The 26,076-nt window shown below is 72.2% G+C and carries 18 protein-coding genes; 7 read left to right on the forward strand and 11 right to left on the reverse strand.

What is annotated here, in order from left to right; translation table 11 throughout:
- The first annotated feature begins 494 nt into the window (after window positions 1-494).
- Both AB0D49_RS35935 and AB0D49_RS35940 read left to right on the forward strand, forming a co-directional pair.
- Window positions 495-3,863 carry a CARDB domain-containing protein gene (locus AB0D49_RS35935; protein WP_362766375.1) on the forward strand — a complete coding sequence of 1,123 codons (3,369 nt, stop codon included), beginning with the start codon at window positions 495-497 and terminating at the stop codon, window positions 3,861-3,863.
- Between the two features lie 120 nt (window positions 3,864-3,983).
- Complete coding sequence (locus tag AB0D49_RS35940; protein ID WP_362766378.1) at window positions 3,984-5,198, forward strand: cation:proton antiporter; 1,215 nt, start codon at window positions 3,984-3,986, stop codon at window positions 5,196-5,198.
- A gap of 50 nt (window positions 5,199-5,248) precedes the next feature.
- Here AB0D49_RS35940 and AB0D49_RS35945 read toward each other — a convergent pair whose 3' ends face one another.
- The 5 genes from AB0D49_RS35945 to AB0D49_RS35965 all read right to left on the reverse strand — a co-directional run bounded on the left by AB0D49_RS35945 (window position 5,249) and on the right by AB0D49_RS35965 (window position 11,281).
- A complete protein-coding gene (locus AB0D49_RS35945) occupies window positions 5,249-7,876 on the reverse strand; it encodes an immunoglobulin I-set domain protein (RefSeq protein ID WP_362766381.1) in 2,628 nt (875 codons plus the stop codon).
- A gap of 85 nt (window positions 7,877-7,961) precedes the next feature.
- Window positions 7,962-8,498: a hypothetical protein gene (locus AB0D49_RS35950; protein ID WP_362766384.1), complete on the reverse strand. Its 537-nt coding sequence runs from the start codon at window positions 8,496-8,498 to the stop codon at window positions 7,962-7,964.
- Window positions 8,499-8,607: 109 nt separating this feature from the next.
- Window positions 8,608-9,144: a hypothetical protein gene (locus AB0D49_RS35955; protein WP_362766387.1), complete on the reverse strand. Its 537-nt coding sequence runs from the start codon at window positions 9,142-9,144 to the stop codon at window positions 8,608-8,610.
- A gap of 203 nt (window positions 9,145-9,347) precedes the next feature.
- On the reverse strand, window positions 9,348-10,280 hold the full coding sequence (locus AB0D49_RS35960) for a hypothetical protein (protein ID WP_362766390.1): 933 nt from the start codon (window positions 10,278-10,280) through the stop codon (window positions 9,348-9,350).
- A 179-nt stretch (window positions 10,281-10,459) separates the two neighbouring features.
- On the reverse strand, window positions 10,460-11,281 hold the full coding sequence (locus AB0D49_RS35965; protein WP_362766393.1) for a hypothetical protein: 822 nt from the start codon (window positions 11,279-11,281) through the stop codon (window positions 10,460-10,462).
- Window positions 11,282-11,365: 84 nt separating this feature from the next.
- Here AB0D49_RS35965 and AB0D49_RS35970 point away from each other — a divergent pair, with 84 nt between their 5' ends.
- A complete protein-coding gene (locus AB0D49_RS35970; protein WP_362766396.1) occupies window positions 11,366-12,523 on the forward strand; it encodes an ABC transporter substrate-binding protein in 1,158 nt (385 codons plus the stop codon).
- Window positions 12,524-12,587: 64 nt separating this feature from the next.
- Here the strand turns inward: AB0D49_RS35970 and AB0D49_RS35975 are convergent, their stop codons facing one another.
- The 6 genes from AB0D49_RS35975 to AB0D49_RS36000 form a co-directional block, all read right to left on the reverse strand.
- Window positions 12,588-13,259, reverse strand: a complete 672-nt coding sequence (locus tag AB0D49_RS35975; RefSeq protein ID WP_362766399.1) for an endonuclease — start codon at window positions 13,257-13,259, stop codon at window positions 12,588-12,590.
- Between the two features lie 235 nt (window positions 13,260-13,494).
- Complete coding sequence (locus tag AB0D49_RS35980; protein ID WP_362766402.1) at window positions 13,495-15,006, reverse strand: MFS transporter; 1,512 nt, start codon at window positions 15,004-15,006, stop codon at window positions 13,495-13,497.
- A 239-nt stretch (window positions 15,007-15,245) separates the two neighbouring features.
- Complete coding sequence (locus AB0D49_RS35985) at window positions 15,246-16,073, reverse strand: SDR family oxidoreductase (protein WP_362766405.1); 828 nt, start codon at window positions 16,071-16,073, stop codon at window positions 15,246-15,248.
- A gap of 93 nt (window positions 16,074-16,166) precedes the next feature.
- Window positions 16,167-17,009 carry an amidohydrolase family protein gene (locus AB0D49_RS35990; protein ID WP_362766408.1) on the reverse strand — a complete coding sequence of 281 codons (843 nt, stop codon included), beginning with the start codon at window positions 17,007-17,009 and terminating at the stop codon, window positions 16,167-16,169.
- Window positions 17,006-18,193 (reverse strand): mandelate racemase/muconate lactonizing enzyme family protein, encoded by a 1,188-nt coding sequence (locus AB0D49_RS35995; RefSeq protein WP_362766411.1) that lies wholly within the window; start codon window positions 18,191-18,193, stop codon window positions 17,006-17,008. The genes AB0D49_RS35990 and AB0D49_RS35995 overlap by 4 nt, the downstream gene beginning before the upstream one ends.
- Window positions 18,193-19,530, reverse strand: coding sequence for an aspartate aminotransferase family protein (locus AB0D49_RS36000; RefSeq protein ID WP_362766414.1), 1,338 nt, complete (start codon window positions 19,528-19,530; stop codon window positions 18,193-18,195). The genes AB0D49_RS35995 and AB0D49_RS36000 overlap by 1 nt, the downstream gene beginning before the upstream one ends.
- 307 nt (window positions 19,531-19,837) lie before the next feature.
- On the opposite strand from AB0D49_RS36000, the gene AB0D49_RS36005 reads away from it, so the two are divergent.
- The 4 genes from AB0D49_RS36005 (at window position 19,838) to AB0D49_RS36020 (ending at window position 26,030) form a co-directional block, all read left to right on the forward strand.
- Window positions 19,838-20,656, forward strand: coding sequence for an IclR family transcriptional regulator (locus AB0D49_RS36005; protein ID WP_362766417.1), 819 nt, complete (start codon window positions 19,838-19,840; stop codon window positions 20,654-20,656).
- A gap of 382 nt (window positions 20,657-21,038) precedes the next feature.
- Window positions 21,039-23,234, forward strand: a complete 2,196-nt coding sequence (locus tag AB0D49_RS36010) for a peptidase C14 (RefSeq protein ID WP_362766562.1) — start codon at window positions 21,039-21,041, stop codon at window positions 23,232-23,234.
- A gap of 121 nt (window positions 23,235-23,355) precedes the next feature.
- Window positions 23,356-24,675: a Gfo/Idh/MocA family oxidoreductase gene (locus AB0D49_RS36015; protein WP_362766420.1), complete on the forward strand. Its 1,320-nt coding sequence runs from the start codon at window positions 23,356-23,358 to the stop codon at window positions 24,673-24,675.
- A 95-nt stretch (window positions 24,676-24,770) separates the two neighbouring features.
- Window positions 24,771-26,030, forward strand: a complete 1,260-nt coding sequence (locus tag AB0D49_RS36020; protein WP_362766423.1) for an extracellular solute-binding protein — start codon at window positions 24,771-24,773, stop codon at window positions 26,028-26,030.
- Window positions 26,031-26,076 lie beyond the last annotated feature (46 nt).

Consider the following 26,076-nt stretch of genomic DNA (forward strand, 5'->3'; position numbering starts at 1 on the left):
GCCATCGGGCAGCTCCGCCTGCGCGGCGGCCGGGCGCTCTCTCGGGTGGTGCCTGACACGCGCGGTCACCGGCGCCCGCCGCTCCGCGGCCCGGCCGGTGACCGGCCGGGGCCCGGTCGGGCCGCCGGTGACCGTACAGGTGGGGCGAGGGCCGTGCGGATGCCCTGCCGGGCGGGCCGCAGGGCTGGGCGACACACTGTAGGCGCCCGGCGCCGGGGCGTGACAGGGCGCATCCCGGCCACCTGCCCGCGCCCGTTTCTGCGCCGCCCGCCCCGGATGTGCGCCCTGGGCGGAGCGCGCACCAGCCCCGGCTCTCCCGTGTACCTCTTCGTGTTCACGCCATTGACAAAAGACGGCCCGGCCAGAAATCTGTCAGCCAAGCCACGCAAACTTGTGATGGAATCACGCAAAATCACAACTCACCTCCGGTAGTTCCGGACAAGAGGTCCAGCGCATCCCTCCCCCGTCGTCCCCCGCCATGGAACGAGGACGCCATGAGACGGAAAAGACACGGTCTGCGGACGATCACCGGCCTGATCCTGGCCGCGCTGGTCGCCTTCGGCCTGCACCCCGGCACCGCCGCCGCCGCGGCTGCCGCCGGACCGAACATCGCCCTGGGCAAGAGCGCCACCGCGAGCGGCGCGAACGGCGGCTACCCGGCCGCGAACGTCACCGACGGCAGCCAGGGGACCTACTGGGAGGGCCCGGCCGGGTCGTTCCCCAGCTGGGTCCGGGTCGACCTGGGCGGCGCGGTCGAGGTGAACCAGGCGGTCCTGAAGCTGCCCTCGTCCTGGGAGGCCAGGACGCAGACACTGGCCGTCGAGGGCAGCACGGACGGCGCCACCTTCACCCCGCTGTCCGCGTCCGCCGCCCGCCGCTTCGACCCGGCCGCCGCCAACACGGTGACCGTCGACTTCACCGCCCGCAGCGTGCGCTACGTCCGGGTCCTGGTGAGCGCCAACACCGGCTGGAACGCGGCCCAGCTGTCCGCCCTGGAGGTGTACGGCACCGACCCGGGCACCGGTGAGCCGCCGGTGAACGGCACCAACCTGGCGCGCGGCAAGCCCATCACCGCGACCTCCACCATCCACTCCTTCGTCGCGGCCAACGCCAACGACGGCCAGGTCGGCACGTACTGGGAGTCAGGCGGCCAGCCCGCCTCGCTCACCGTGGAACTCGGCGCCGACGCCGAGCTGTCCGGTGTGGTGGTCAAGCTCAACCCGGACGCGGCCTGGGGCGCCCGCACCCAGAGCGTCGAGGTGCTGGCCCGCCCGCAGGGCTCGACGGCGTTCACCTCGATCAAGGCCCGCGCCGACTACACCTTCAACCCCGCCTCCAACGCCAACACCGTCACCATCCCGGTCACCGGCCGCTACGCCGACGTCCGGCTGACGTTCTTTGCCAACAGCAGCGGCTACGGCGCCCAGGCCGCCGAGTTCGAGGTGATCGGCACGGCCGCGCCCAACCCGGACCTGGTGGTCAACGAGCTGACCTGGAGCCCGGCGGCGCCGACCGAGTCGGACACCGTCACCGCCCAGGTGACCGTGCGCAACGCGGGCACCGCCGCCTCCCCCGCCTCCACGGTGAACGTCAGCCTGGACGGCACGGTGGCGGGCAGCGCCCCGGTGGCCGCCCTCGCGGCGGGCGCCTCGGCCACCGTGCCGGTGACCCTGGGCAGGCGGCCCATGGGCAGCTACACGGTCTCGGCGGTGGTGGACCCCACGGACACCGTGCCGGAACTCGACAACACCAACAACAGCCGTACGGCGGCGAGCAGACTGACCGTCGGCCAGAGCCCCGGCCCGGATCTGGAGGTCCGCGCCATCGCCACCAACCCGTCCAGCCCGGCGGCCGGTGCCGCGGTGTCCTTCACCGTGTCCGTGCACAACCGGGGCACCAGCGCCGTCCCGGCCGGTACGGTCACCCGGGTCACGGCCGGTTCGACCACGCTGAGCGGCACCGCCCCGGCCATCGCCGCCGGTGCCACCGCCGAGGTCCCCCTCTCCGGCACCTGGACCGCGACCAGCGGCGCCGCCGTGCTCACCGCGACCGCCGACGCCACCAACACCGTCGCCGAGACCAATGAGAACAACAACGTCTTCTCCCGCTCGATCGTGGTCGGCCGGGGCGCGGCGGTCCCGTACATCGAGTACGAGGCGGAGAACGCCGCCCACAACGGGACCCTGCTCACCGCCGATCAGGAGCGGACGTTCGGGCACACCAACTTCGCCACCGAGTCCTCCGGCCGCAAGTCGGTACGGCTCAACTCCACCGGCCAGTATGTGGAGTTCACTTCCACCAGCGCCGCCAACTCGATCGTCGTACGCAACTCCATCCCGGACGCGGCGGGTGGCGGCGGTACCGAGGCGACGCTGAGCCTGTACGCCAACGGCACGTTCGTGCGCAAGCTGAACCTTTCGTCCAAGCACAGCTGGCTGTACGGCACGACGGACGATCCGGAGGGGCTGAGCAACACCCCGCAGACGGACGCCCGGCGGTTGTTCGACGAGTCCAACGCCCTGCTGGCGCAGAGCTACCCGGCGGGCACCAAGTTCCGGCTCCAGCGGGACGCCGGGGACACCGCGTCCTTCTACATCGTCGACCTGATCGACCTGGAGCAGGTCGCGCCGCCCGCGCCGCAGCCGTCCGGCTGTGTCTCGATCACCCAGTACGGGGCCGTGCCCAATGACGGTCTGGACGACACGGACGCCATCCAGCGGGCCGTGACCGCCGACCAGAACGGGCAGATCGGCTGTGTCTGGATCCCGGCCGGGCAGTGGCGTCAGGAGCAGAAGATCCTGACCGACGACCCGCAGAACCGGGGCCAGTACAACCAGGTCGGCATCAGCGATGTCACCATCCGGGGCGCCGGGATGTGGCACTCACAGCTGTACACCCTCACCCCGCCGCACCAGGCGGGCGGCATCAACCATCCGCACGAGGGCAACTTCGGCTTCGACATCGACGACAACACCCAGATCTCCGACATCGCGATCTTCGGCTCGGGCACCATCCGGGGCGGCGACGGCGGCGCCGAGGGCGGCGTCGGGCTCAACGGCCGGTTCGGGGAGAACACCAGGATCAGCAATGTCTGGATCGAGCACGCCAATGTCGGGGTGTGGGTCGGCCGCGACTACTCCAACATCCCCGAGCTGTGGGGTCCCGGCGACGGCCTCCAGTTCTCCGGGATGCGCGTGCGCAACACCTACGCGGACGGCATCAACTTCACCAACGGCACCCGCAACTCCACGGTGGAGAACTCGTCCTTCCGCAACACCGGCGACGACGCCCTCGCGGTCTGGGCGAACAAGTACGTCAAGGACCAGTCCGTGGACATCGGCCACGACAACACCTTCCGCAACAACACCGTCCAGTTGCCCTGGCGGGCCAACGGCATCGCGGTCTACGGAGGCTATGGCAACACCATCGAGAACAATCTGATCTACGACACCATGAACTACCCGGGCATCATGCTGGCCACCGACCACGACCCGCTGCCGTTCTCCGGTCAGACCCTGATCGCCAACAACGGGCTGTACCGCACGGGCGGGGCGTTCTGGAACGAGGACCAGGAGTTCGGGGCGATCACCCTGTTCGCCCAGGGCCTGCCCATCCCGGGGGTCGTGATCAGGGACACCGAGATCCATGACTCGACCTACGACGGCATCCAGTTCAAGACCGGTGGGGGCACGGTGACCGCGCAGATCTCCGATGTCGTCATCGACAGGTCCACCAACGGGGCCGGGATCCTCGCGATGAGCGGGGCCCGGGGCAGCGCCACCCTGTCGGACGTGACGATCACCAACTCGGCGGACGGCCACATCGTGGTCCAGCCGGGGTCGCAGTTCGTGATCAACCAGTAGGCGGACACCGTCCGCAGATCGCATGGGCCCGCACTCCGTCTCCGGGGTGCGGGCCCTGTGCGTCGGACACGGGCCGTCAAGACCACGGTTCCAGGCGACCCCTGGTCCAGAATGCCCCGTATGTCACATGCGGGGACGCTGTTGCTCATCATGGCCGTGGCGGTACTGGCGCCACTGCTCGCCTACGGACTGGGCCGCTGGGTCCGGATTCCGCTGGTCATCTTCGAGATCGGGCTCGGCATCGTGATCGGCCCCGACCTGCTGGGCTGGGCGCACAGCGGCCAGGTCATCGACGTCCTGTCCGACCTCGGGCTGTCGATGCTCATCTTCCTCGCGGGCTACGAGATCGAGTTCGCCGCCGTACGCGGCGACACCCTGCGCCGGTCGGTATGGGCCTGGCTGCTGTCGCTGGTCGCCGGACTCGGCGTCGCCCTCGCCCTGACCGGCGGGGACACCGCCAAGAGCTTCGTCCTCGGCACCGCGCTCACCAGCACCGCGCTCGGCACCATCCTGCCGATCCTGCGCGACAGCGGTGACCTCCAGGGACGGTTCGGCACGGTCGTGATGGCGTTCGGCGCGATCGGTGAGTTCGGGCCGATCGTCGCCGTCGCCGTACTGCTCAGCGGGCGGGGCGCCGCCGAGTCCACCGTGCTGCTGCTGGCGTTCGCCGCCGTCACCGCCGCCGCCGTGTACTGGGCGCTGCGCCCCCGCCCGCCCTGGTTCTCCCAGGTGATCGCCCGCACCCTGCACTCCAGCGGCCAGTTCGCGGTGCGGTTCGTGATGCTGATCCTGGCCGCGATGCTGGCCCTGGCGTACGCGTTCGGCCTGGACACCCTGCTCGGCGCGTTCGCCGCCGGACTGCTCACCCGGCTGGTGCTGACCGGCGCCGCCCCGCAGAGCAGCGCCGAGGTGCTGGGCAAGGTGGAGGCGATGGGGTTCGGTTTCCTGGTGCCGGTGTTCTTCGTCGTCACCGGCATCGAGTTCGACCTCCACGCACTGCTCGCCGGGGGCCGCTCCCTGCTGCTGCTCCCGGTGTTCCTGGCGCTGTTCCTGGTGGTGCGGGGCCTTCCGGTGTACGCGCTGGCCCCGCGCGACCTCGGCCGCACCGACCGCACCGCGCTCACCCTGTACTCCGCGACCTGTCTGCCGCTGGTCGCCGCGATCACCGCGATCGGGCTGGACGAGCGGGTGGTGACGGCGGGTGAGGCGGCGGCGCTGGTGGGCGCGGCCATGATCTCGGTGCTGGTGTTCCCGCTGCTCGCGCTGCGGCTGCGGACGGCCGAGGGCGCGGCGCGTCCGGTGCCGGGGACGGCGGTCAGCGACGAGGCGTGGTGAGCGCGGCGAGCTGCGGCACGCGGAGAGCCGGTGGGCGCGGGGCGCCCGGACTATTCGGCCGTCGCGTTCCGGCCGCGTGCCCTGCGGTGCACGAACCAGCCGGTGGCCGTGAGCAGCGCGGCCAGGGCGGCGGCGGTGCCGAGGGTGGCGCCGGTGGAGGCGAGGCTGCCGCCGCCGGTCGTGGTGGTCCCGCCGGAGGTACCACCGGACGTGCCCCCGGTGGAGCCCCCGCCCGTCGAGTCCCCGCCCGTCGAGCCGCCTCCGGTGGAGCCGCCGGTACCGCCCGTGTCACCACCGCCCGTGTCACCACCGCCCGTGTCGCCGCCGCCCGTGTCACCGTCCGGGTCGGTGTCCACCGGGTCCTGGCCGGTGAACGCCACCGGCACCTTGACATCCTGCGTCCGGTCGCCGGACAGGGTGTGGTCGGCGCGGGTGGCGAGGACACAGGTCACCTTGAAGCAGTCGGTGAACTCGTCCTTCGCGGCCACGGTCAGTTCCACCTCGAACGTGCCGCCGTCGCCGTACGGGATCGCCAGGTCCTCGCCGTAGTCCGGCGGGTGGGAGGAGATCCAGGCGGAGGAGTGCGAGGTGCCGGTCATGTCGACACCGCCGACGCAGGGGCTGGGCAGCTCGCCGGGGCCGTTGTCGACGCACAGGGCGGCATAGATCCCCTTGTCGGTGTCGTAGCCGGAGCCGGTGACGGTCAGTTTCTGGTCCTCCAGGGCCAGGTGGTTGACCGGGGTGACGGTGAGCTTCTGGCCCTCGGGTCCGGTGCCGGTGCGGGTGCCCGAGGGCTTCTCCTCGCCGCCGTCGCCGCCGCCCGTGTCGCCCCCGTCGTCGGGCGCCTCGACGGTGAGGGTGACCGGCGTGGTGCGGGTGGTGCCCGCCGGGTTGGTGAACTCGGCGCGGTAGCGGTAGCCGTTCTGGGCGAGCCGCGCGGTGAAGCGGTACGTGTGCGCGGTGGCGCCCTCGATCGTGGTCCAGGTCTGGCCGCCGTCGGCGCTGACCTGCCAGCGCACGGTGGGCGCGGGGATGCCCTCGGCGGCGGCGACCAGGGTCACCTCGGCGTCCGGGGCGACGGTCCGGTCGGTGGGCGCCTGGGTCACCTTCGGGGACATCCGGCGCTCCAGCCGCAGCACCTGGCTCTCGGCCTGGTGGGTCACGAAGACGGTGCCCGCGCCCGGCACGACGGCGATCCCGGCGTAGGCCCCGGCGCGGCTGCCGGGCAGGGCGAGGGACGCGGCGGCCTTGGCGAAGGTGGCCGAGGAGTGGATGTCGAGGGAGCCCACGTTGTCGGCGCCGTCCTCGGCGCTGCCGTAGTCCTCGCGGAGCACGAACGCCTCGCCCGTGGTGGCGTCGAAGGCGACGGCGGTGGGACGGTCGGTGCCGGTGAGGGTGGTCAGGAGGGTGCCGTCGGGGCCGTACACCAGGACGTCGTGGCCGGTGCCGACCCAGGCGTTGCCGGTCGCGGGGTCGACGGTCACGAACGCCACCAGGTCCGAGGTGAGGTCGGCGGTGGCCGTGACCTCCAGGGTGCGGGTGTCGATCCGGCGCAGCTTCTTCGTCGCGTGGTCGGCGGCCCACAGGGTCTGGCGTGCGCTGTCGGTGGCGAGTTCGCCGACGCCGTCGAGGGTGACGGAGCGGCGGACGGTGCCGGTGGTGTGCTCGATCTCGGAGAGGGTGGTGCCCTGGGAGACCAGGACGGTGGCGGCCTCGGTGCCGGGCGCGATGCCGTTGACGGCGGCTCCGGCCGGCCAGAACCCGGTGGCGGCGCTGTCGCCGTCCTTGGCGGTGCCGATGCCGCGCACCGGGTACTGGAAGACGACGCCGTCCCCGGGCAGCGGTCCGGCGATGCGCTGGACGTTGCGCGGGGCGAGGACCCCCGTGGAGCTGGGCGCCTGGGCGACATGGCTGAGGACCCGGCCGTCGGCGGGGTCGAGCACATACAGCCCGGCCTCGTTGACGTCGGAGGTGTCGGGGATGTTGTTCGAGCCGACGTACAGCTTCCCCGAGCCGGGGTGCAGCAGCAGGTCGTTGGGCTGACCCGCGGTGCCGTACGCGGCGGCCCGTACATAGCTGACGGTCCCGGCGGGGACGTCCACGCCGTCGCCGGGGCCGCCGGGGTCCTGGCCCTGGAAGGTGACCGGGACACGGACGTCCTGGGAGCGGTCACCCGCGGCGCGGTGGTCGACGCGGGTGATCACGGAGCAGGCGACCTGCGTGCAGTCGAGACCGCCGTCCTTCGCCTTGATGTCGAGTCGGACGTCGAAGGTGCCGCCCGCGCCCCAGGTCTCGGTGAGGTCGCCCTCGTTGGGGTCGCCGGGCGGGACGATCCACTTCGAGGAGCCGCTGCCGCCGCTCTGGTCGGCGCCGCCGAGACAGGGCGTGGGGATGCGGTCGTCCCCGTTGTCCTTGCACAGCGCCACATACAGGCCCTTGGTGGAGTCGTAGCCCTCGGCGGTCACGCGGAGGGTCTCACCGGCCGGATCGAGGTTCGCGGAGGCGGAGACGGTCAGTTTCTGGCCGTTCTTGCCGAGCCCGGTCCTCGGGGTGTCCGCGGCCTGGGCGGTCGGGCCCGCGGTGACGGCGGTGGCGCCCGCGGCGATCAGCGCGGCCGAGCCGAGGAGCGCGGCGGGGCGGCGCATACGGCTCGTTCGGCCGGTGGTGTCGTCAGTCATGGAGGGGTCCTCGTGGAAGGATGCGCGGCCCGGAAAGACCGGTGCCGGGCGCTCCGCGCGGTGCGGGGCGCCCGGCCGGGCGGGGCTACGAGAAGCTGATCGGGACGTGCACGTCGTACTTGCGGTCGCCGGTGTCGGTGTGGTCGGCGCGGGTGATGACCGCGCAGGTGACGTCCTCGCCGCAGACACTGCCGTCGTCCAGGGTGGCCTTGACGAAGATGTTCACGGAGAAGGTGCCGCCGGTGGAGAAGCGGGAGCTGTTGGCGACCGTGCCGCCGCCGAGGTTGGACACCCAGTGGGAGGAGCCGGTGGTGCCGGTCTGGTCGGCGCCGCCCAGGCACGGGGTCGGCTGACTCTGCCCCGGCGCACCGCTGACCGCGCACAGCGCGACATAGACGCCCTGAGTGGTGTTGTAGCCGGACCCGGAGACGGTGATGACCTGGCCCGCCGCCGACGCCGAGTTGGGCGCGGTGAGCGACAGGTTGTAGGTGGTGCCGCCGTCGGTGATCGTGCGGGTGGAGGTCGCGGCGGACGCCGAGCCCGCGAGACCGAGGGTGAGGGCGGCGGAGGCGGCGACGGCGAGACCGGCACGGGCGGCGGTACGGGGGGTGGCTACGCGCATGGGGGGCCTTTCCGAGTGGGAGTGGGGTGGGTGCGGGCCGGTGGGACGTACCGGCCCGCACCCGGGCGGTGCGGACCGGGAGCTGGCCCACACCACGTACGGCCGTCGGCTACGAGAAGCTGATCGGGACGTGTACGTCGTACTTGCGGTCGTTGGTGTCGAAGTGGTCCGCGCGGGTCACCACGGCGCAGGTCACGTCCTCACCGCAGACACTGCCGTCCTCCAGCTGGGCCTTCACGAAGATGTTGACGCTGAAGGTGCCGCCCGCGGAGAACTTGGAGCTGTTGGCGAAGAGTCCGCCGAAGGTCTGGTTGACCCAGTGCGAGGCGCCGGTCGAGCCGGACTGGTCCTGGCCGCCCAGGCAGGGCGACGGCTTGTTGGCGCCCGCGGCGCCGTTGACCACGCACAGCCCGACATAGACGCCCTGTCCGGAGTTGTAGCCGGACCCGGAGACCGTGATGACCTGGCCCGCCGCCGACGCCGAGTTGGGCGCGGTGAGCGACAGGTTGTACGTCGTGCCGCCGTCGGTGATCGTGCGGGTCGAGGTCGCGGCGGACGCCGAGCCCGCGAGGCCCAGGGTGAGGGCGGCGGAGGCGGCGACGGCCAGACCGGCACGGGCGGCGGTACGGACGGAAACGGGTCTCATTCGGAAATCCCTCTCATGGATGCGGCCCCAGTTAGGTAAGGCAAACCTAATTGAGATTCGGGGAGGGTTGTCAACGGTTCGCGGAGAAGTCCTCGTTCTTCTTCGCGGATCCCAACTGCCCGTGATCTCCCGTGAGTTGGGGTCCATGTCCGGACATGCCGAGGAGCGGACTCACCGAGCCCGCTCCTTCTCCCACCCATGGGTCAGTCGGGCGCGCGCACCTCGAACCGGACCACGGCTCCGCCGTCCGCCCCGGTCACCGGCGTCAGTGCGACGGTGTGCTCTCCCGGCAGCGCGTTGGCGTACACGGGGAACGCCCGCTCCAGCCGCCCCCGTTCATCGGCCACCGCCTGATAGCGGGTGTCCCCGTCGACGGCGACCAGCACCACCGCGCCGGGCGCGAACCCGGCGCCGGTGACCCGCTGCTCGGCCCCGGCGGTCAGCACCGCACCGGCCACGGTCGCCGTCGGCGGTCCGCCGGAGTCCCCTGATACGTCGACCGGGCGCGGGTCCGGCGTCGCCGGTACCGGGCTCGGGGCGGCCGGGGTCTCCTCGCCCGGCGCGGGCGGCGGTGCGGGCGGGCCGTCACCGGTGCCCACGGTCACGTCCAGCAGCCCGATCGGGTCCCCGGCCGTGAACTCCCGCCCGCTCCACTCGGCGAGCAGCGCGGCCCCCTCCTCGGTCAGCGCCGTGCGCAGTCCCGTCCAGGTGGCCCCGGAGTCCCGTACGACGGGACCCGCCTCGCCCTGCCGTACCTCCGCGAGGGCGAACTCGGGGCCCCCGTCGGACCGGCGGGCGTGCAGGGCGCCCGCCCCGTCGTCCAAGGTGAGCCGCAGCCCGGCCAGCAGCAGCGCGGGGCTCCGGTCGGTGCCGAGCGCGGCGGTCCCGGTGAGGTCCACCCGCGCGTCCGTCCCGTCCACCGTGCCGCCCCCGGCGGGGAACCAGACGCGCCCGGCGGACCCGGTGACGCCCGTCAAGGTCAGTCCGGAACCGGCCAGTTCGGCCGTGGACCAGCTCACATACCCGCCGGAGACCTCCGCGCCGCCGCGCGCGCTCGCCGCGCCCGGTGTGAGCAGCGCGAGCACGGCTGCGCCCGCCACCACCAGCGCGGCGGCGGATCTCTTCGTCGCCTTCACTTCCACCCTCCTCGAACCGCCCCGATGAACCCGGGGTATCTGGAGAACCTGGGGCACCTTGAGAACCCACAGAACCCACAGAACCCACAGAACCGGCAGCCCCCGGAGACCCGGCAGACCGCCAGCCCGCAGGCCCGCAGACCCGCAGGCCCGCAGACCCCGGAAAACCTGACCGTGCGTCACCGCGTGCCGGACGCGCGGACCACCGACCGGCGCCTGCGGGCCACCGCCCACGTGGCGCCCCCGGCGACGACCAGCCCCGCCGCCGCGATCCCGAGCGGCAGCGCCAGCCCCGCACCCGTGCTGGCCAGCGGGCCGCCGCCGCTGGACCCGGAGTCCGAGCCGCCACCACCGGTGGTGCCGCCCGTCGCCGTGCCCGTCGTGCCCGTCGTGTCCGTACCGGCCGTGGCGGTCGGGTCGGCCGACTGGTCGCCGCCGGTGGCCGACCCGCCGTCCGTGGCACCGCCGAACGTCACCGGGACCCGGACCGTCTGGGTCTGGTCGCCGCCGCGCGTGTGGTCGTTGCGGGTGATGACCGCGCAGGTCACCCCGGACGCGGTGCAGTCGGTGTTGGCGTCCTTGGCGCGGACCTTGAGCCGCGCCGAGAACGAGCCGTCGTGACCGCTGCCCTCGTAGGGCTGAGCGAGCCCCTCGCCGTACGACGGCGGGTCGGACGAGATCCACACGGAGGCGCCGGACTCACCGGACATGTCGACCCCGCCGACACACGGGGTCGGTGTCTTGCCGGGACCGTTGTCGACGCACAGGGCGATATAGATGCCCTTCTCGGTGTTGTAGCCGCTGCCGGTGACGGTGACCGTCTCCCCCGCCTCGACCAGGCCGGAGGTCTTGGACACGGTCAGTCGCTGCCCCTCAGGGCCGGTCGCCGAACCCCCGGCGGCCAGGGCGGGCGGCACCGCCGCCAGGGTGAGCGCCGCAGCGACCGCGACCGCGCCGATCCCGCCAACTCGTCTGCTGCGCGGGCCACTTGCCGATGACATGGAACACCCCCACCTCGGGAAACTTAGGCCAGCCTAACCTAAACTAACGCCCAAGTGAGTGCCGTCGAAAGGAAAAGGCGAGCTATGAGGGCCAGGGGTAGCGGGCGTGGGACCACGCTCGGGGAGCGCGCGGGCGGGGACGGTCGCAGGGGTCTCGACGGCAGCCGCCGGGGCCGTACGGCGGACGGGGCACGGTCGGCGCGGTCGTACCGGCGTCGAGGGTCCGCCGCGCTGGTGCTGGCGCTCGCGCTGCTGACCGGGGCGTGCTCGGGCGGAGCCGGGACCGGGGGTTCCAGCGCGGCCACGGCACCGTCGTCCGCGTCGGCGGGCGAGCGGGCCGACGCGGCGCGCGCCCGGCTCGACGCCAACACCCTCGTCCCGCTGGAGGGCGGGCCGCCCGCCCCCGAACTCCCGGTCACCGTGGACTCCTCCGACGGACGGCGGGTGACCGTCGAGGACGCCTCGCGCATCCTGCCGCTCAACGGCGGCGTCGCCGAGATCGTGTTCACCCTCGGGCTCGGCGATCGGGTGGTGGGCCGGGACATCACGGCCACGTTCGAGGAGGCGGCGGATCTGCCGCTGGTGACCAAGGCGCACGACGTCAGCGCGGAGAGCGTGCTGTCGCTGCGGCCGACGGTGGTCCTCGCCGACACCGACACCGGCCCGGCGGAGGCGCTGGACCAGATCCGGGACGCGGGCGTGCCGGTCGTCGTCCTCGACCCGGCGACCGAGCTGTCCGATGTCACCACCCGCACCACCCGGATCGCCGGGGCGCTCGGCGTTCCGGCGGCGGGCGAGGCCCTCAACGCCCGGATCGAGGGGGAGTTGGCGGCGGCGCGGGACGCGGTCCCGGAAGGCAGCACGCCCAAGGTGGCGTTCCTCTATATGCGGGGCAGCGCGGCCGTCTACCTCATGGGAGGCAAGGGGTCCGGCGCGGACTCGCTGATCGCGGCGGCGGGCGCGGTCGACGCGGGTGTGGACGCCGGACTCGACAAGCCCTTCACCCCGCTCACCAGCGAGGCGCTGGTCTCCGCCCGGCCCGATGTGCTGCTCATGATGACCAAGGGGCTGGAGTCGGTCGGCGGGGTGGACGGGCTGGTGGAGATCCCGGGCATCCAGGAGACGCCCGCCGGGATGGACCGCCGGGTCGTCACCCTGGAGGACGGTGTGCTGCTGGGCTTCGGTCCGCGCACCCCACTGGTCATCGACATCCTGGTGGACGGGCTGCACGCGGCGGGGTAGCGGCGCCGGGTACTCAGGCGGCGCGGGCGGCGCTCAGGACGTCGTCCGCGCGGAGGCCGTGCGCTCAGGCGGCGCGGGCGGCGCTCAGGACGTCGTCCGCGAGCCGTCGGTCGAGGGCCGCGTGCACCAAGGCGTCGGCCAGCAGCGGCAGTTCCCGGTCGGGCACGAGTCCGCTCAGCCGCCGCGGCGACGGGGGCAGCCGCAGCCGTCGGGCGCCTTCCAGCGCCTTGCGGTCGACATAGGGCGCGAACTCCGGCCAGACGCCCTGGACATCGCGGAGGAAGATGTCGGCGCCGGTGGGTCCGATGCCGGGCAGCTCCATCAGGGCGAGGCGCGGGTCGGGTGCCTCGCGCAGCCGGCGCAGATCGCCGCCGTAGCGGTCCAGGAGGAGTGCGGCGCCCCGCCCGAGCTGGGTGGCGGTGCGTTCGTCGTAGCGCCGGTAGCCGCCGCGGCCGAGCGCGTCGACCCGCCGCTGCCAGTCGGCGTCCGCCATGGAGCGGGCGTCCCGCATCCCGGCGGCGAACAGCTCCCGCGCCGCCGACACCGCGGTGCCCGCTCTGATCCGGGCGCTGAGCAGCAGGGCGAGCACGAGGGTCTGGTACAGCGGCATGGGCGTGTTCCGCAGCCGGATGCCCGCCGCCTCGGGGTAGGTGCGGGGCTGGCGGTCGAGGAGGGCGCGGACGACGGCCCGGTCGGCGGGCCGGGAGGGCGTTCTGGGGGCGGGTTTCGTGGTCATGGCGGGGGTCACCACCGATCCCGTCGTGCGGTTCACCGGTCAGGTCCTCCGGGTACCCGCGTACGCCGTACTGCCACGCCCTGTCCGGGGGACCCGGCGGGCATGGCCGAGCACGGCGCACCGCCTCCTGCCGGAACGGCCGGGGCCCCGGTCGACCGTTCGTCGACCGGGGCCCCGGTGTGAGTCCGTCCGCGCCCGCCCCGTCCCAAGGCGGGCGCGGCTCACCACATGCCGCTCACATGTGGACCGTGGGGGCGGTGTCACCGTCGGTGGACGGGACTCCGCGCCGGTAGAGCAGCAGGGCGAGCAGGGCGCCGACCGCGAAGAAGCCGGCCGACCACCAGTAGGCGGTGGCGTAGGAGTCCAGCGCGGCCTGTGCCTGGACCGCCGGGTCGGTGGCGTCCCGCCCGGTCAGATAGGCGGTGGCGGCGCTGGCGGCCAGGGTGTTGAGCAGCGCCGTGCCGATGGAGCCGCCGATCTGCTGCATGGTGTTGACGGAGGCGGAGGCCACTCCGGCGTCGTCGGCGCCGACCCCGCTGGTGGCGAGGCTCATCGCCGGGGCCATGACCAGGCCGATACCGAGTCCGGCGACCACCAGGGCGGGCAGCACATCACCGGCGTAGGTGCTGGTCAGGTCGAGGCGGGTGAGCCAGGCCATGCCGACCGCGCCGAGTCCCATGCCGAGCCCGACCACGGTCCGCGGGCCGATCCGCGGCAGCAGCAGGCTGGTGGCGAGGGTCGCGGCGGTCATCAGGGACAGCACCATCGGCAGGAAGGCGAGCCCGGTGCGTACCGCGGAGAAGCCCAGGCTGAGCTGGAGGTAGTAGGTGAGGAAGAGGAAGACCCCGAACATTCCGGCGCTGATGATCAGCATGACGGCGAAGGACGCCCCGCGGTTGCGGTCGAGCAGCACGCGCAGCGGGAGCAGCGGATGCGAGGAGCGGGTCTGCCACCAGGCGAAGACGGCCAGCAGTACGGCACCGGCGGCGAGGAAGCCCCAGGACAGTCCGCTGCCCCAGCCGTGCGACTCGGCGTTGGAGAAGCCGTAGACGACGGCGAACAGTCCGCCGGTGACCAGGAGGGTGCCGGGGATGTCGAGCTTGGCGCCGGACTCGCGGGTGCCGCGCTTGAGCAGCAGCCAGCCGCCGGTCAGGGCGAGCGCCGCGAAGAGCACATTGACGTAGAGGGTCCAGCGCCAGTCCAGGTACTCGGTGAGGACACCGCCGAGCAGCAGTCCGACGGCGGCACCGGAACCGGCGACCGCGCCGTAGATGCCGAACGCCTTGGCGCGCTCCTTGGCGTCGGTGAAGGTCGTGGTGAGCAGGGAGAGCGCGGCCGGGGCGAGCAGGGCGCCGAAGACGCCCTGGAGGGCGCGGCCGAAGACCAGCATCTCGAAGCTGGTGGCGGCTCCGGCGAGCGCGGAGGCCGCGGCGAAGCCGCCGACGCCGGTGAGGAAGGCGAGCTTGCGGCCGAAGAGGTCGGCGATCCGGCCGCCGAGCAGCAGCAGACTGCCGAAGGCGAGGGAGTAGGCGGTGACGATCCAGGTGCGGTCGCCGTCGGAGAAGCCGAGGTCGGCCTGGGCGGACGGCAGGGCGATGTTCACGATGGTCGCGTCCAGGGTGACCATCAGCTGGGCGACGGCGACGACGGCCAGAATCCACCAGCGGTGCGGCGACGCGGCGGTCCCGGCCGGGGCGGAGCGCTTGTTCAGCGACGGCGCGTCCACGGCCAAGTCTGTTGGCGCCATGGAGACACACTCCTGTCAGGGACGGCGCTCCGGAGCGAGGCCCCTGGAGCGTGAGAGGACGGCAGAGCCGAGCGGATGCGAAACGACACCGTTTCGTACAGGAACGAGAGTAGACCGCCCGCTCCGCGAAACGCAAACGTTTCGATACCAACGTGAAGAGCGTCACGCTCCCGCTGTGTGACGGCTGTGACCGGCGCCGACGGTCCCACCCCGACGCCTTGCCCTCCCGCTCTCCGGCCTCACCCGTCGGCCGACGGCAAGCTGCTCCGGTACGGCGGCATGAACCGGGTCCGTGGCATCTGGTCGGCGAGCACTCCGCCGTCCACGACGATCCGGGTGCCCGTGATGTAGCTCCCGGCGTCGGAGGCGAGCAGCAGCAGGGCCCCGGCGCATTCGTCGGGCCGGGCGTAGCGGCCGAGCGGGATGCGCTCGCGGTAGGCGGCCTCGAACGCCTCGCGGTCGAAGGGGAACTCGCCGTCGATGGGGGTCTCCACCATGCCCGGCGCGATCGCGTTCACGGTGATGCCGTGCGGGGCGAGTTCGACGGCGAGGCTCTGGGTGAGCGACTCGGCGGCGGCCTTCGACGCGTTGTAGTGCGCGAGCCCGGCCTCGGCGACCAGGCCGTTCTTGGAGGTGACGGTGATGATCCGGCCCGCCACACCGTCCCTGACCATGTGTTCGGCGACCCGCTGACTGAGGAAGAACACCGCGTCGAGGTTGACCCGCATGATCCGCGCCCAGCTCGCCGCGGTGATCTCGTTGAACCGCTCCAGGGCGGCGACTCCGGCGTTGTTGACCAGGATGTGCAGCGGACCGACCGCCTCCCGCACCCGGTCGGCGAAGTCCGCGAGGTCCTCGGTGCGGGCCAGGTCCTGCGGGTGGAGGTGGGCGGTACGGCCGGTGGCGCGGACCAGCTCGGCGGTCCCGGTGAGTCCGGGGGCGCCGGGCAGGTCCACCAGGACCAGGTCGGCGCCCGCCTCGGCGAGCGCGAGGGCGAGGGCCCGGCCCAGTCCGCGGGCGGCGCCGGTCACCAGGGCGGTACGGCCGGTGAGGTCGAAGCGGTGCATGGGGGTCGCTCCCGGTGGTGGTCGGTCGGGGTCGGGTGAGGGTCGGGGACGGGCGAGGGTCGGCCAGGTCCGGCCACCGCCGCCCGGCGGGGATCAGGCCAGACCCAGCAGCTCCAGCGCCGGGCGGTGGATCAGCGCTTCGACCGCGTCCTGGTCGAGCGGGTCGAGGCCCGGGATGCCGGGGACGCGGGCGATGCGCCGCAGGCCCGCCACGGAGTCGTCCACCGTGGTGAACGGGTAGTCGCTGCCGAACAGCAGCTTGCCCCAGACGCCGTAGTCCTGGACCAGGCGCAGGCTGTGCCAGAGCTGGAAGGGGCGGTAGTGCAGGGCGCTGATGTCGGCGTAGACATGGCGGTGCTTGCGGATGACGGCGATGCACTCGCCCTCGAACGGGTGGCCCAGATGGGCGAGGACCATCCGCAGCTCGGGGTGGCGCATGGCGACCGGGTCGAGGTGCCGGGGCATCGCGTATTCCAGCGGGGCCTGGGAGACGAAGGTGGTGCCGGTGTGCACCAGCATCGGCAGACCGTGGCGTTCGGCGTACCCGAAGAGGTCGTCGTAGACCGGGTCGGCCGGGTTGAATCCGGCGTACATCGGCATGATCTTGATGCCGCGCAGGCCGAGTTCCTGGTGGCCGTGGCGGAGTTCGTCCTGCCAGCCGGGCTGGGTGGGGTCGACGGAGAGATAGCCGATGAGCCGGTCCGGGTGGGCGGCCACATAGGCGGCCACGGCGGTGTCGTCGACCCAGAGTCCGCTGCGGCGGGCCTTGCCGCCGACGACGACCGTGCGGGTGCCGTCGGGGGCGGTGGCCGCGTAGTCCGCCCAGCGGACCGTGAGGTCCACCTCCCCGGCGTGGGCGCGGGCGGACTCGGCGCGGAAGGTGGCGTCGAAGTCATGGCTGTGCCGGAAGAGATGGGAGTGCACATCCACGATCATGTGCGGTTCCTCTTCTCCCAGCCCTCGGCGAACATGTTCCAGAACCGGTGGCTCGGCGGGTGCTCGGCGAACACCTCGTCGACCAGTTCGACCCCGAGACCGGGCGCGGTGGGCAGCTCCACATGTCCGTCGACCACGGGCAGGACGCCCTTGACCGCCTCGAAGACATACGGCTCCAGCAGCCCGTCGAAGGTCTCCAGGATCTGGAAGTTGGGAATGCCGAGGGCCGCGTGGACGGAGACGGTGGTGCACAGCGGGGAGTTGGAGTTGTGCGGGGCGACCGTCATGCCGTGGGCGTCGGCCTGCGCGGCGATCTTGCGGACCTCGGTGAACCCGCCCGCCATGGACAGGTCGGGCTGCACGATGTCGACGGCGCCGGTCGCGAAGAGCTGCTTGTACTCGTACCGGTTGTGGAAGTGCTCGCCGCCGGAGATCGGGAAGGGCGCGAGGGCGCGGAGTTCGGCGTAGCGCTCGATGTGCGTCCAGGGCATCGGCTCCTCGAACCAGCCGATGTCGTACGGCGCGAGTCCGTGGACCAGTTGGCGGGCGGTGCCGGTGCCGAAGCGGGCGTGGCCCTCGATGAACAGGTCGATGTCCGGGCCGACGGCCTCGCGGACGGCGGCGACCAGGTCGAGGGAGCGGCGCAGTTCGCTCTTCTCCAGATGGGTCAGGCCCGCGCCGAAGGGGTCGAACTTGAGGGCGGTGTAGCCCTTGGCGACGGTCTCGCGGGCCTTGGCGGCGAACACCTCGGGGTCGCGCTCGCCGGTGTACCAGCCGTTGGCGTAGACCCGGACGCGGTCGCGGACGGCGCCGCCGGTGAGCCGGTAGGCGGGCAGCCCGAGGGCCTTGCCCATCAGGTCGTACAGCGCCTGGTCGACGCCCGAGGCGACGACTCCGCCGACATCGCCGCCGCGCAGGAAGTCGCCCTGGTACATCCGCAGCCAGATCTCCTCCACGTCGAAGGGGTCGGCGCCGATCAGATGACGGCGGCCCATGGCTTCGGCGAGGTGGCAGGTCTCGGCGACCCGGTAGGGGTGGGTGATCTCGCCGACGCCGGTGAGTCCCTCGTCGGTGTGCAGCCGGACATAGCCGAAGTCGCGCCAGGCGGTGCCGAGGATCAGGGTCTCGACGCGGGTGATGCGTCCGGCGGGGCCCGCGGGGCGGGTGGTGTTGACGGTGAGCATCAGCGCTGGGCTCCGCCCATGGTGGAGGTGTGGGCCAGGTCGGCGGGGACGCCGTCGGCGAGGGTCTTGCGGACGGCGGCCTCGGTGGCCTCGACGAGGCGGTCGATGTCGGCGTCGGTGTGCGCGTAGGAGATGTGGCTGCGCTTGAGGTTGAGGGGGAGTTCGAAGATCCCGTGCTCGGTGAGGTTGCGGCGTACCCCGATGAACCGGGCGGCGTCGTTGGCGAGCAGGTCGTCGTACGAGCGGGGGGCGGGGCCGTCCATGAAGTAGGTGACGAAGACGGAGCCGTAGCCGGTGACGACGGTGGGGACGTCGAGGGAGCGGTAGAGCGCGGCCAGTTCGGTGCGGGCGCGTTCGCCGAGCCGGAAGGTGTGCTCGTGGACGGGTTCGTCGCTGAGCTTGCGCAGGGTGGCGAGGGCGGCGGCGACCACCTGGGGGTGGCCGTTGTAGGTGCCGGCGAAGAAGGCGGGGCCGCCGGGGCGGGTGCTGAACAGGTCCATCAGGTCGGCCCGTCCGCCGAGCGCGCCGACGGGGGCGCCGTTGGCGATGGCCTTGCCGAGGGTGGTCAGGTCCGGGGTGATGCCGCAGATGGACTGATAGCCGCCCAGCGCGTGCCGGAAGCCGGTGATGACCTCGTCGAAGACCAGGACACTGCCCGCTCTGGTGCACTCCTCGCGCAGGGTGCGCAGGAAGTCGTCGGTGGGCAGCAGGGCGCCCACGTTGTGCGGGATGGGTTCGAGGATGACGGCCGCGATGTCGTCGCCGTGGTCGGCGAAGACCTGGCGGACGGCGGCGGTGTCGTTGAACCGCAGGACGAGGGTGGCGTCCAGGACCTCGGGGAGGATGCCGGTGGAGGTCGGGTCGTGCGCGCCGAGCCGGTCCGGGGCGGAGATGACGTTGAGGCTGACCGAGTCGTGCCAGCCGTGGTAGCAGCCCTGGAACTTGACGACCAGACGGCGTCCAGTGGCCGCGCGGGCGACCCGCAGGGCGTGGAAGGTGGCCTCGCTGCCGGTGCTGGTGAGCAGCACCTTCTCCAGGGAGGGCACGAGTTCGGTGAGGCGTTCGGCGAGGGCCACCTCGGCGTCGGTGACGGCCACGCCGGGCAGCGCGAGCGAGGTTCCGGCGGCGGCGGTCGCGGCGGCCACGTCGGGGTCGTTGTGGCCGAGCAGCGCGGGTCCGAAGGCCGCGTGGTAATCCGTGAACTCCCGGCCGTGCTGATCCCAGAACCGGGCGCCGCTGGTGCGGGTGATCACGAGATCGGTGAAGCCGGGGATGCTGCGCTGGCCGCTGTTGACGCCTCCGGGGATGACCCGGCGGGCGCGGTCGGCGAGCGTCATGCGGTGCTCCTTGCGTCGAGTGCTGGTGGGTCGGGCCGGGGCTCTGCACAGCCGCCGGGCCCATGGGTGCCATCCGCCCTGGGCAGTCGTCGCGTTGTTCTACTTCGGTGGTGCGGAGTTGGTGCTTCGGTGGTGCTTGGTCCTGCTTCGGTGGTGCTTCGGTAGTGCGTTGGTTCTGCGTTGAGTCTGTTTTTCAGAACACTGTTCTACATAGCAGAACAGTTCGCTCACTGTAGATCGCCGTTTCTTCGGCGTCAAGAGGCGTTTGGCTCTCACACCGCCGGGCAGCGGACTACCCTGTTCGGATATGCAGAACAGTCAGAGCCAGGACGCCAAGGACCCGGACGCCAAGTACTGGGTGAAGACCGTCGGCCGGGGCGCCGAGATCCTGGAGGCGCTGGCCACCAGGGGCCCGGGGCACGGCATGAGCGTCACCGAGGTCGGTCAGGCGTGCGGCATCTCCAAGAGCGCCGCCTTCGGCATCCTCCAGACCCTGCGCCACTACGGGCTGGTCGCCGACGAGGGCGAGGGAATGCACCGCCGCTACCGGCTCGGCATGACCCTGGCCCGGCTCGGCGACCGCGCCCGCTCCCAGGTCTCCCTGCGGGACGTGGCCCGGCCCGTGCTGCTGGAGCTGACCGAGGCCACGTCGATGGCCTCCCGGGTGGCGGTGCTGGAGGACGGGCACGCGGTCGTCATCGACCAGGTCGACCTGGAGACGGGCGCCCGGCTCGATCTGCGGATGGGCACGCGGGAGCTGCCGCACTGCTCGGGCCTCGGCAAGGCGCTGCTCGCCCAGATGCCCGAGGACGAGGCGCGGGCGCTGATCGCGCGGACCGGGCTGCGGCGGCGGACGTCTCGGACCATCACCGACGAGGAGACGCTGCTCGCGCATCTGCGGGACATCCGCGCGTCCGGGTACGCCCTGGACGACGAGGAGGACGCGGAGGGGATCTTCTGTGTGGGGAGTGTGGTGCGGGACCACCGGGGTGGGACCGCGGGGGCGATCAGTGTGACCGGGCTGAAGCTGGATCAGCCGAGTTGGCGGATTCAGGAGATCGGGCGGCAGGTGAGTGAGGCGGCGGATCGGATCAGTACGGCGTTGGGTTTTCAGGGGGAGGGGTAGTCGGTTGGGTGCGGGTGAGTGGGGGCTGGTCGCGCAGTTCCTCCCCCAGAGGGGGTACCCCCAGCGCCCCTAAAGCCGGCGTGACCGCATCGCTACTCAGACAGTCACCGGTCTAAATCAGCCACCGCACAGGGGTTGACCCCGTCGCTCGCCTCCGCTTAAGTTCCTGGCGTGCCGAGCGGTTTATTCCGTTCGCCCTGTGGTCATCGGTGCTTCACCGGCGGGGCTGCTCCCCCGAATGCCATGGTCGGCCGCACACTTCCCCCCTTCTTTCAGCCATCCGCCAGCTTTTGTCGCGGGACCCCCCTCACCTCACTTGCCCGCCCTCTCGAAGGCTGAGGACCCCGTGAGCTCTGTGCCCCGCCCCTTCCCGCGTCCCGTCATGGACGCCGAGCACCGCCCGTCCGACGACAGCACCGGCCGCCGCAGTCTGCTGCGTGCCGGTGGGATCGGTGGGCTGCTGGTCGCCGCCGCCGCGGCCGGTACCGTCCCGGCCGCCGCCGCGCCCGGCCAGGACAAGGACGACCGCGGCAAGGCGACCGACCGCATCCGTGCCGTCGCCACCGTCAAGGCGCTGCGCGACCTTTCGACCCGGCAGCTCGCCGACGGTGAGATCGCCGTCGTCGCCGGTTACCACCAGGCCGGTGACGGTGGTGGCGCCACCGTCCGCTGGGACGCCGGCTCCACCGCCGACCACAACGGCGGCACCGTGCTCGCCCCGGTGAAGCCGGGTGCGCGCGGACGCTGGCACCAGTTGCACGACGGTGTGGTCGACTTCCGTTCGTTCGGTCACTTCGACGCCGACAGCCCGGCCGACGCCGCGCTCGACGCGCTGGTGAACGACCCCGCCGTGCACCGGATCGAGGCGCACACCGATCTGCTGTTCGTGAAGCGCCACACGTTCTCCCGGTCCGGTGTCGAGCTGGACTTCGGCGGGTGCAAGGTGCTGACCACCGGCATCGAGCGCAACACCGCCGACAATCCCTTCGGTGCCGTGCTGTTCTTCCAGGGGAAGGTCACCGACACCCGGGTCGACGCCACTCTCTCGGCGCCCATGCCCGACCTCGCGGACATCTTCGAGGTGCCCGACTCGGGCGCCTTCGAGGTCGGCCAGTGGTGGGCCGTGGAGATCGACGGGGTCAAGGGCGGCGGGCGCTGGGAGCGCGAGGTGCAGCGGCTCGTGCAGATCACCCAGCGGGTGGACGCCACCCATATCCGGGTCAACTACAAGATCGGCTGGGACCTGGCGGCGGGCCGTACCTTCCGCTGGACCCGGGTCGAGCCCGTGGAGCGCAGCCATGTGCGCAACATGGTCTTCGAGGGGGTCGCGGGCGGCGACCAGTACACCGGCTCGCACCCGGTGGCGTACGAGTACGCGGTGTCCTGCGATGTCTCCGGGATCGACGCGACCGGCTCGTTCTGGCCGGTGGTGATGCGCCGCTGGTGCACCTACTTCCACACCTACCAGTGCCAGTTGCGCAACCCGGCGTCGGTGACCTGGGGCGGGGCGGGCTATCTCACCCAGCAGATCTACTGTCTGTACGGCCATGTCGAGGACTGCCATGTGGCCAACGCCCGGCACCTCAACGACTGGACCGCCTCCGCCTACGGCTATGTCACCAACTGCCACGGCGACGGCGACGACCAGGGTCCCTTCGTCACCCATGGCCAGTTCGAGCACGATCTCGTGTACACCGGCAACTCCGGGCTGATGACGTTCGCCAACTCGGGTGCCGCCTGGGGCTCCGCAGCCAAGCGGATCACCGTACGCCAGCATGTGTGCTCCTGGTTCGTGGCCCGGGTCAAGGTCACCGATCTGACCCTGGAGGACGTCCGGGTCATCGGCAACGCCCAGTCCGGGTCCGGGATGCTCTGGGTGAACGCCGACGGCGTGCAGCTGCGCGGCTGTACGGCGTCCGGGCCGCTGGTGGTGACCCAGGCGTCGGCGCTGTCCAAGCGGGCCAATGTGATCGCCGACTCCACCTTCCACCACGGCAAGGGCTCGGTCGTCACGCAGGACAACGTGCGGGCCGCCGTCCATCTGGAGCGGGTCGCGCTCACCGGGCTGGACGGGGCGGTGTTCAAGGGCAAGGGCGATCTGGTCCTGGACCGCTGTGTGTTCACCGGGGCGTCCGACCAGGCCGCGCCCAGCAGCCTCGCCCATCCGTCGACGGCGATCGGCGGCGGGCGGTTCCAGGACACCGGGTTCGTGCTGAACGGCGCCGGGGACCAAGAGGTCCGGCTCAGCGACGGGGCCCGCTTCGGCGGCACCAACAGCGCGGGCGCGTTCCTCTCCCGTACCGGCGGTGACCGGGCGGTGAGCTGGCGGCTGGACGGCTTCCAGGGCGAGGCGGGCACCTCCGGCACCGCCCATCTGAAGATCACCGAGGGCACCAACCGCTACCAGGCGGCCCACTCCACCTTCACCGGCGGACGGCTGGAACTGGCGGCGGGCGCCTTCGGCGGCGCCGGTCATCTGCTGCACAGCGGCTGTGTCGAGGACGGGACGACCCGTACGGCGATGCCGCCCGAGGGCGACCGGGTCCGGCACGAGGCCGGGAACCTGCTGCTCGGCTGAGCCCGCCCCCGGCGTGGGGCGGCCCCGCACCTCCGGCCGCCCCACGCCGGACCCCCTGGTGGGCGGCGATCCCGCGCTCCAGCCCCTTTCCCTGTCCGATCGCGCACCCGTGGACCGATCTATGTCTGAGCACTCCGCCACTCCGCATCCCACCGACGCCGCGCCGGCGGACCGGCCCGTCCGGATCGCCCTCGTCGGCGCGGGCAACCGGGGCCTGACCTATCTCGACTGGGTGCACGACCACCCCTCCCACGCCCGGCTCACCGCCGTGGCCGACCCCGACCCGCGGGCCCGGGAGCGGGCCGCCGCGCGCGCTTCCGGACCGGTGGCCGCGTACGACGACTGGCGGGCGCTGCTCGCCCCGGGCGAGCGGATCGCCGATGCCGTGCTGGTGTGCACCCAGGACCGGGACCATGTCGAGCCGGTGCTCGCGCTGGCCCGCGCCGGGTACGCGATCATGACGGAGAAGCCGCTCGCGCCCACCGAGGACGAGTGCCGGACGCTGGTCTCCGGGGTGACGGCGACCGGTGTGCCGTTCGCGGTCTGCCATGTGCTGCGCTACACGCCCTACACCGATCTGGTGAAGGGCGTGGTGGACAGCGGGGTGCTGGGCAGTCTGACCGGGATCGAGCATCTGGAGCCGGTCGGCTGGTGGCACTACGCGCACAGCTATGTGCGCGGTCCCTGGCGGCGGCAGGACGAGTCGTCGCCGATGATCCTCGCCAAGTCCAGCCATGACCTGGACTGGATCACGTATGTGACGGGCCGCCGGATCGAGACGGTGGCGAGCTTCGGCTCACTGGCCCACTTCCGGCCGGAGAACGCGCCGGAGGGCGCCACCGACTCCTGTCTGACCTGCCCGTCCGAGATCGAGGCCGGCTGCCCCTACTCGGCGCGCAAGCTGTACTACCCCGCGCTGCTGCGCACCGGGGGCGCGTGGCCGGTCAGTCATGTGACCGACCGGGCGCACGGCCCGGAGGACGAGGCGGTGCTGACCGAGGCGCTGCGCACCGGCCCGTACGGGCGCTGTGTCTACCGCTCCGACAACGACGTGGTCGACAACCAGGTCGTGGCGATGCGGTTGTCGGGCGGGCTGACCGGCACCTTCACCATGACCGCGTTCACCGAGCAGACCCACCGCCAGACCCGGATCTTCGGCAGCCACGGCTGGCTGCGCGGCGACGGGGAGCGGGTCACCGTCCATGACTTCCGCGACGACTCGGTGACCGTGCACGAGACGGCGGCGACCGGTTCCAACGCGGCGGACGGGCACGGCGGCGGGGACACCGCGCTGATCGCCTCGTTCGTCGCCGCGCTGGCCACCGGGGACCGGTCGTTCATCCGGTCAGGACCGGCCGAGTCGCTGAGCAGTCATCTCGCGGCGTTCGCCGCCGAGCGGTCGCGGCTGCGCGGCACGGTCGAGCAGATCCCCGCGCGCTAGGCGCCGCACGGCGGGCGCCCGCACGGTGAGCGCCCCCGCCCCCCACAGGAATTCACGACGTCCCGAACCACCCTCATCAGGAGAGCGAAAGCATCATGCGGAACAGCAAGCGGATCAGCAGAACCCTGGCGTGTGCCACCGTCGCCCTCGCCACCGTGGCCGCCGTCGGCGCCTGCGGCTCGGGCAGCTCCAGCACCGGGGGCGGCACCGTGAACACCTGGGTGTACCCGGTCATCCCCGACGAGAAGGCCAACAAGGCGTACTGGGACGGCCTGGTCGCGGAGTTCGAGAAGGCCAACCCGGACATCGACGTGAAGGTGTCCACCTACCCGTGGGCGAACCGGGACACCGCGCTCGCCACCGCGCTGGCCGCCAACAAGGGCCCGGACGTGGCGTACCTGATCCCCGACCAGCTCGCCGCGTACGAGCGCAACCTCGTCCCGGCGGACGAGTACCTGTCGCAGGCCGACCGGGACGCGCTGCGGCCCGCCGCGCTGAAGGCGGTCACCGTCGGCGACAGCGCGCTGGCGACGCCCGTGCTGATGTCGGCGTACCCGCTGCTGTGCAACAAGGCGGTGTTCGAGGAGGCCGGGCTCGCCGACCGCTACCCGGCGACCTGGGAGGAGCTGAGCGCGCTGGCGCCGCAGCTCAAGGCCAAGGGCTACTACGCCACCAGCTACAGCGGCGACACCACCGCGACCCTCAACATGACGTTCTATCCGCTGCTGTGGCAGGCGGGCGGGGACGTGTTCTCCGAGGACGGCACGAAGGCCGCGTTCAACAGCGCGGCCGGGGTGAAGGCGCTGACCTGGCTGAAGACCTTCATCGACGAGGGCTGGGCGCCCAAGGACCTGGTGACCACCACGCCGAAGATCGAGCAGACCGACCTGGCGAAGAACAAGGTGGCCTGCACCTGGCAGAACTCCGCAGCCGAGGTGGAGCCGTTCTGGGGCAAGGACAACATCGTGGTCCGCCCGGCGCTGACCGCCGACGCCGAGGCCGCGTACGGCACGGTCGGCACGCTCGCCGTGTTCAAGGGCGGTGACACCGAGGCGGCCGGCAAGTGGGTCTCCTTCGTGGCGCAGGACAAGAACAGCGCCGGGCTCCAGAAGCCGATGGGCTACTTCCCGTCGCGTACCGGCGCCGCCGACCTGTACCCGGGCGACGCCCAGCAGCAGGAGACCGCGAAGGTGCTGGACACCACCCAGGTCGGCCCGCTCAACAAGGCCGCCCGGGACGTGATGGGTGTGCTCGCGCCGGAGCTCCAGGGCGCGCTGCTGGACCAGAAGAGCCCCCAGGACGCGCTGGACGCGGCGGCCAAGGCGGCCGACCAGCTGATCGCCCGTAAGCGCTGACCGACAGCGCCCTCCGCCCCTGATCCCTCGCTCCGCCGTACGAAGG

Origin of the sequence: Streptomyces sp. NPDC048290, assembly GCF_040652095.1 — a bacterium.
Classification (GTDB): Bacteria; Actinomycetota; Actinomycetes; order Streptomycetales; family Streptomycetaceae; genus Streptomyces.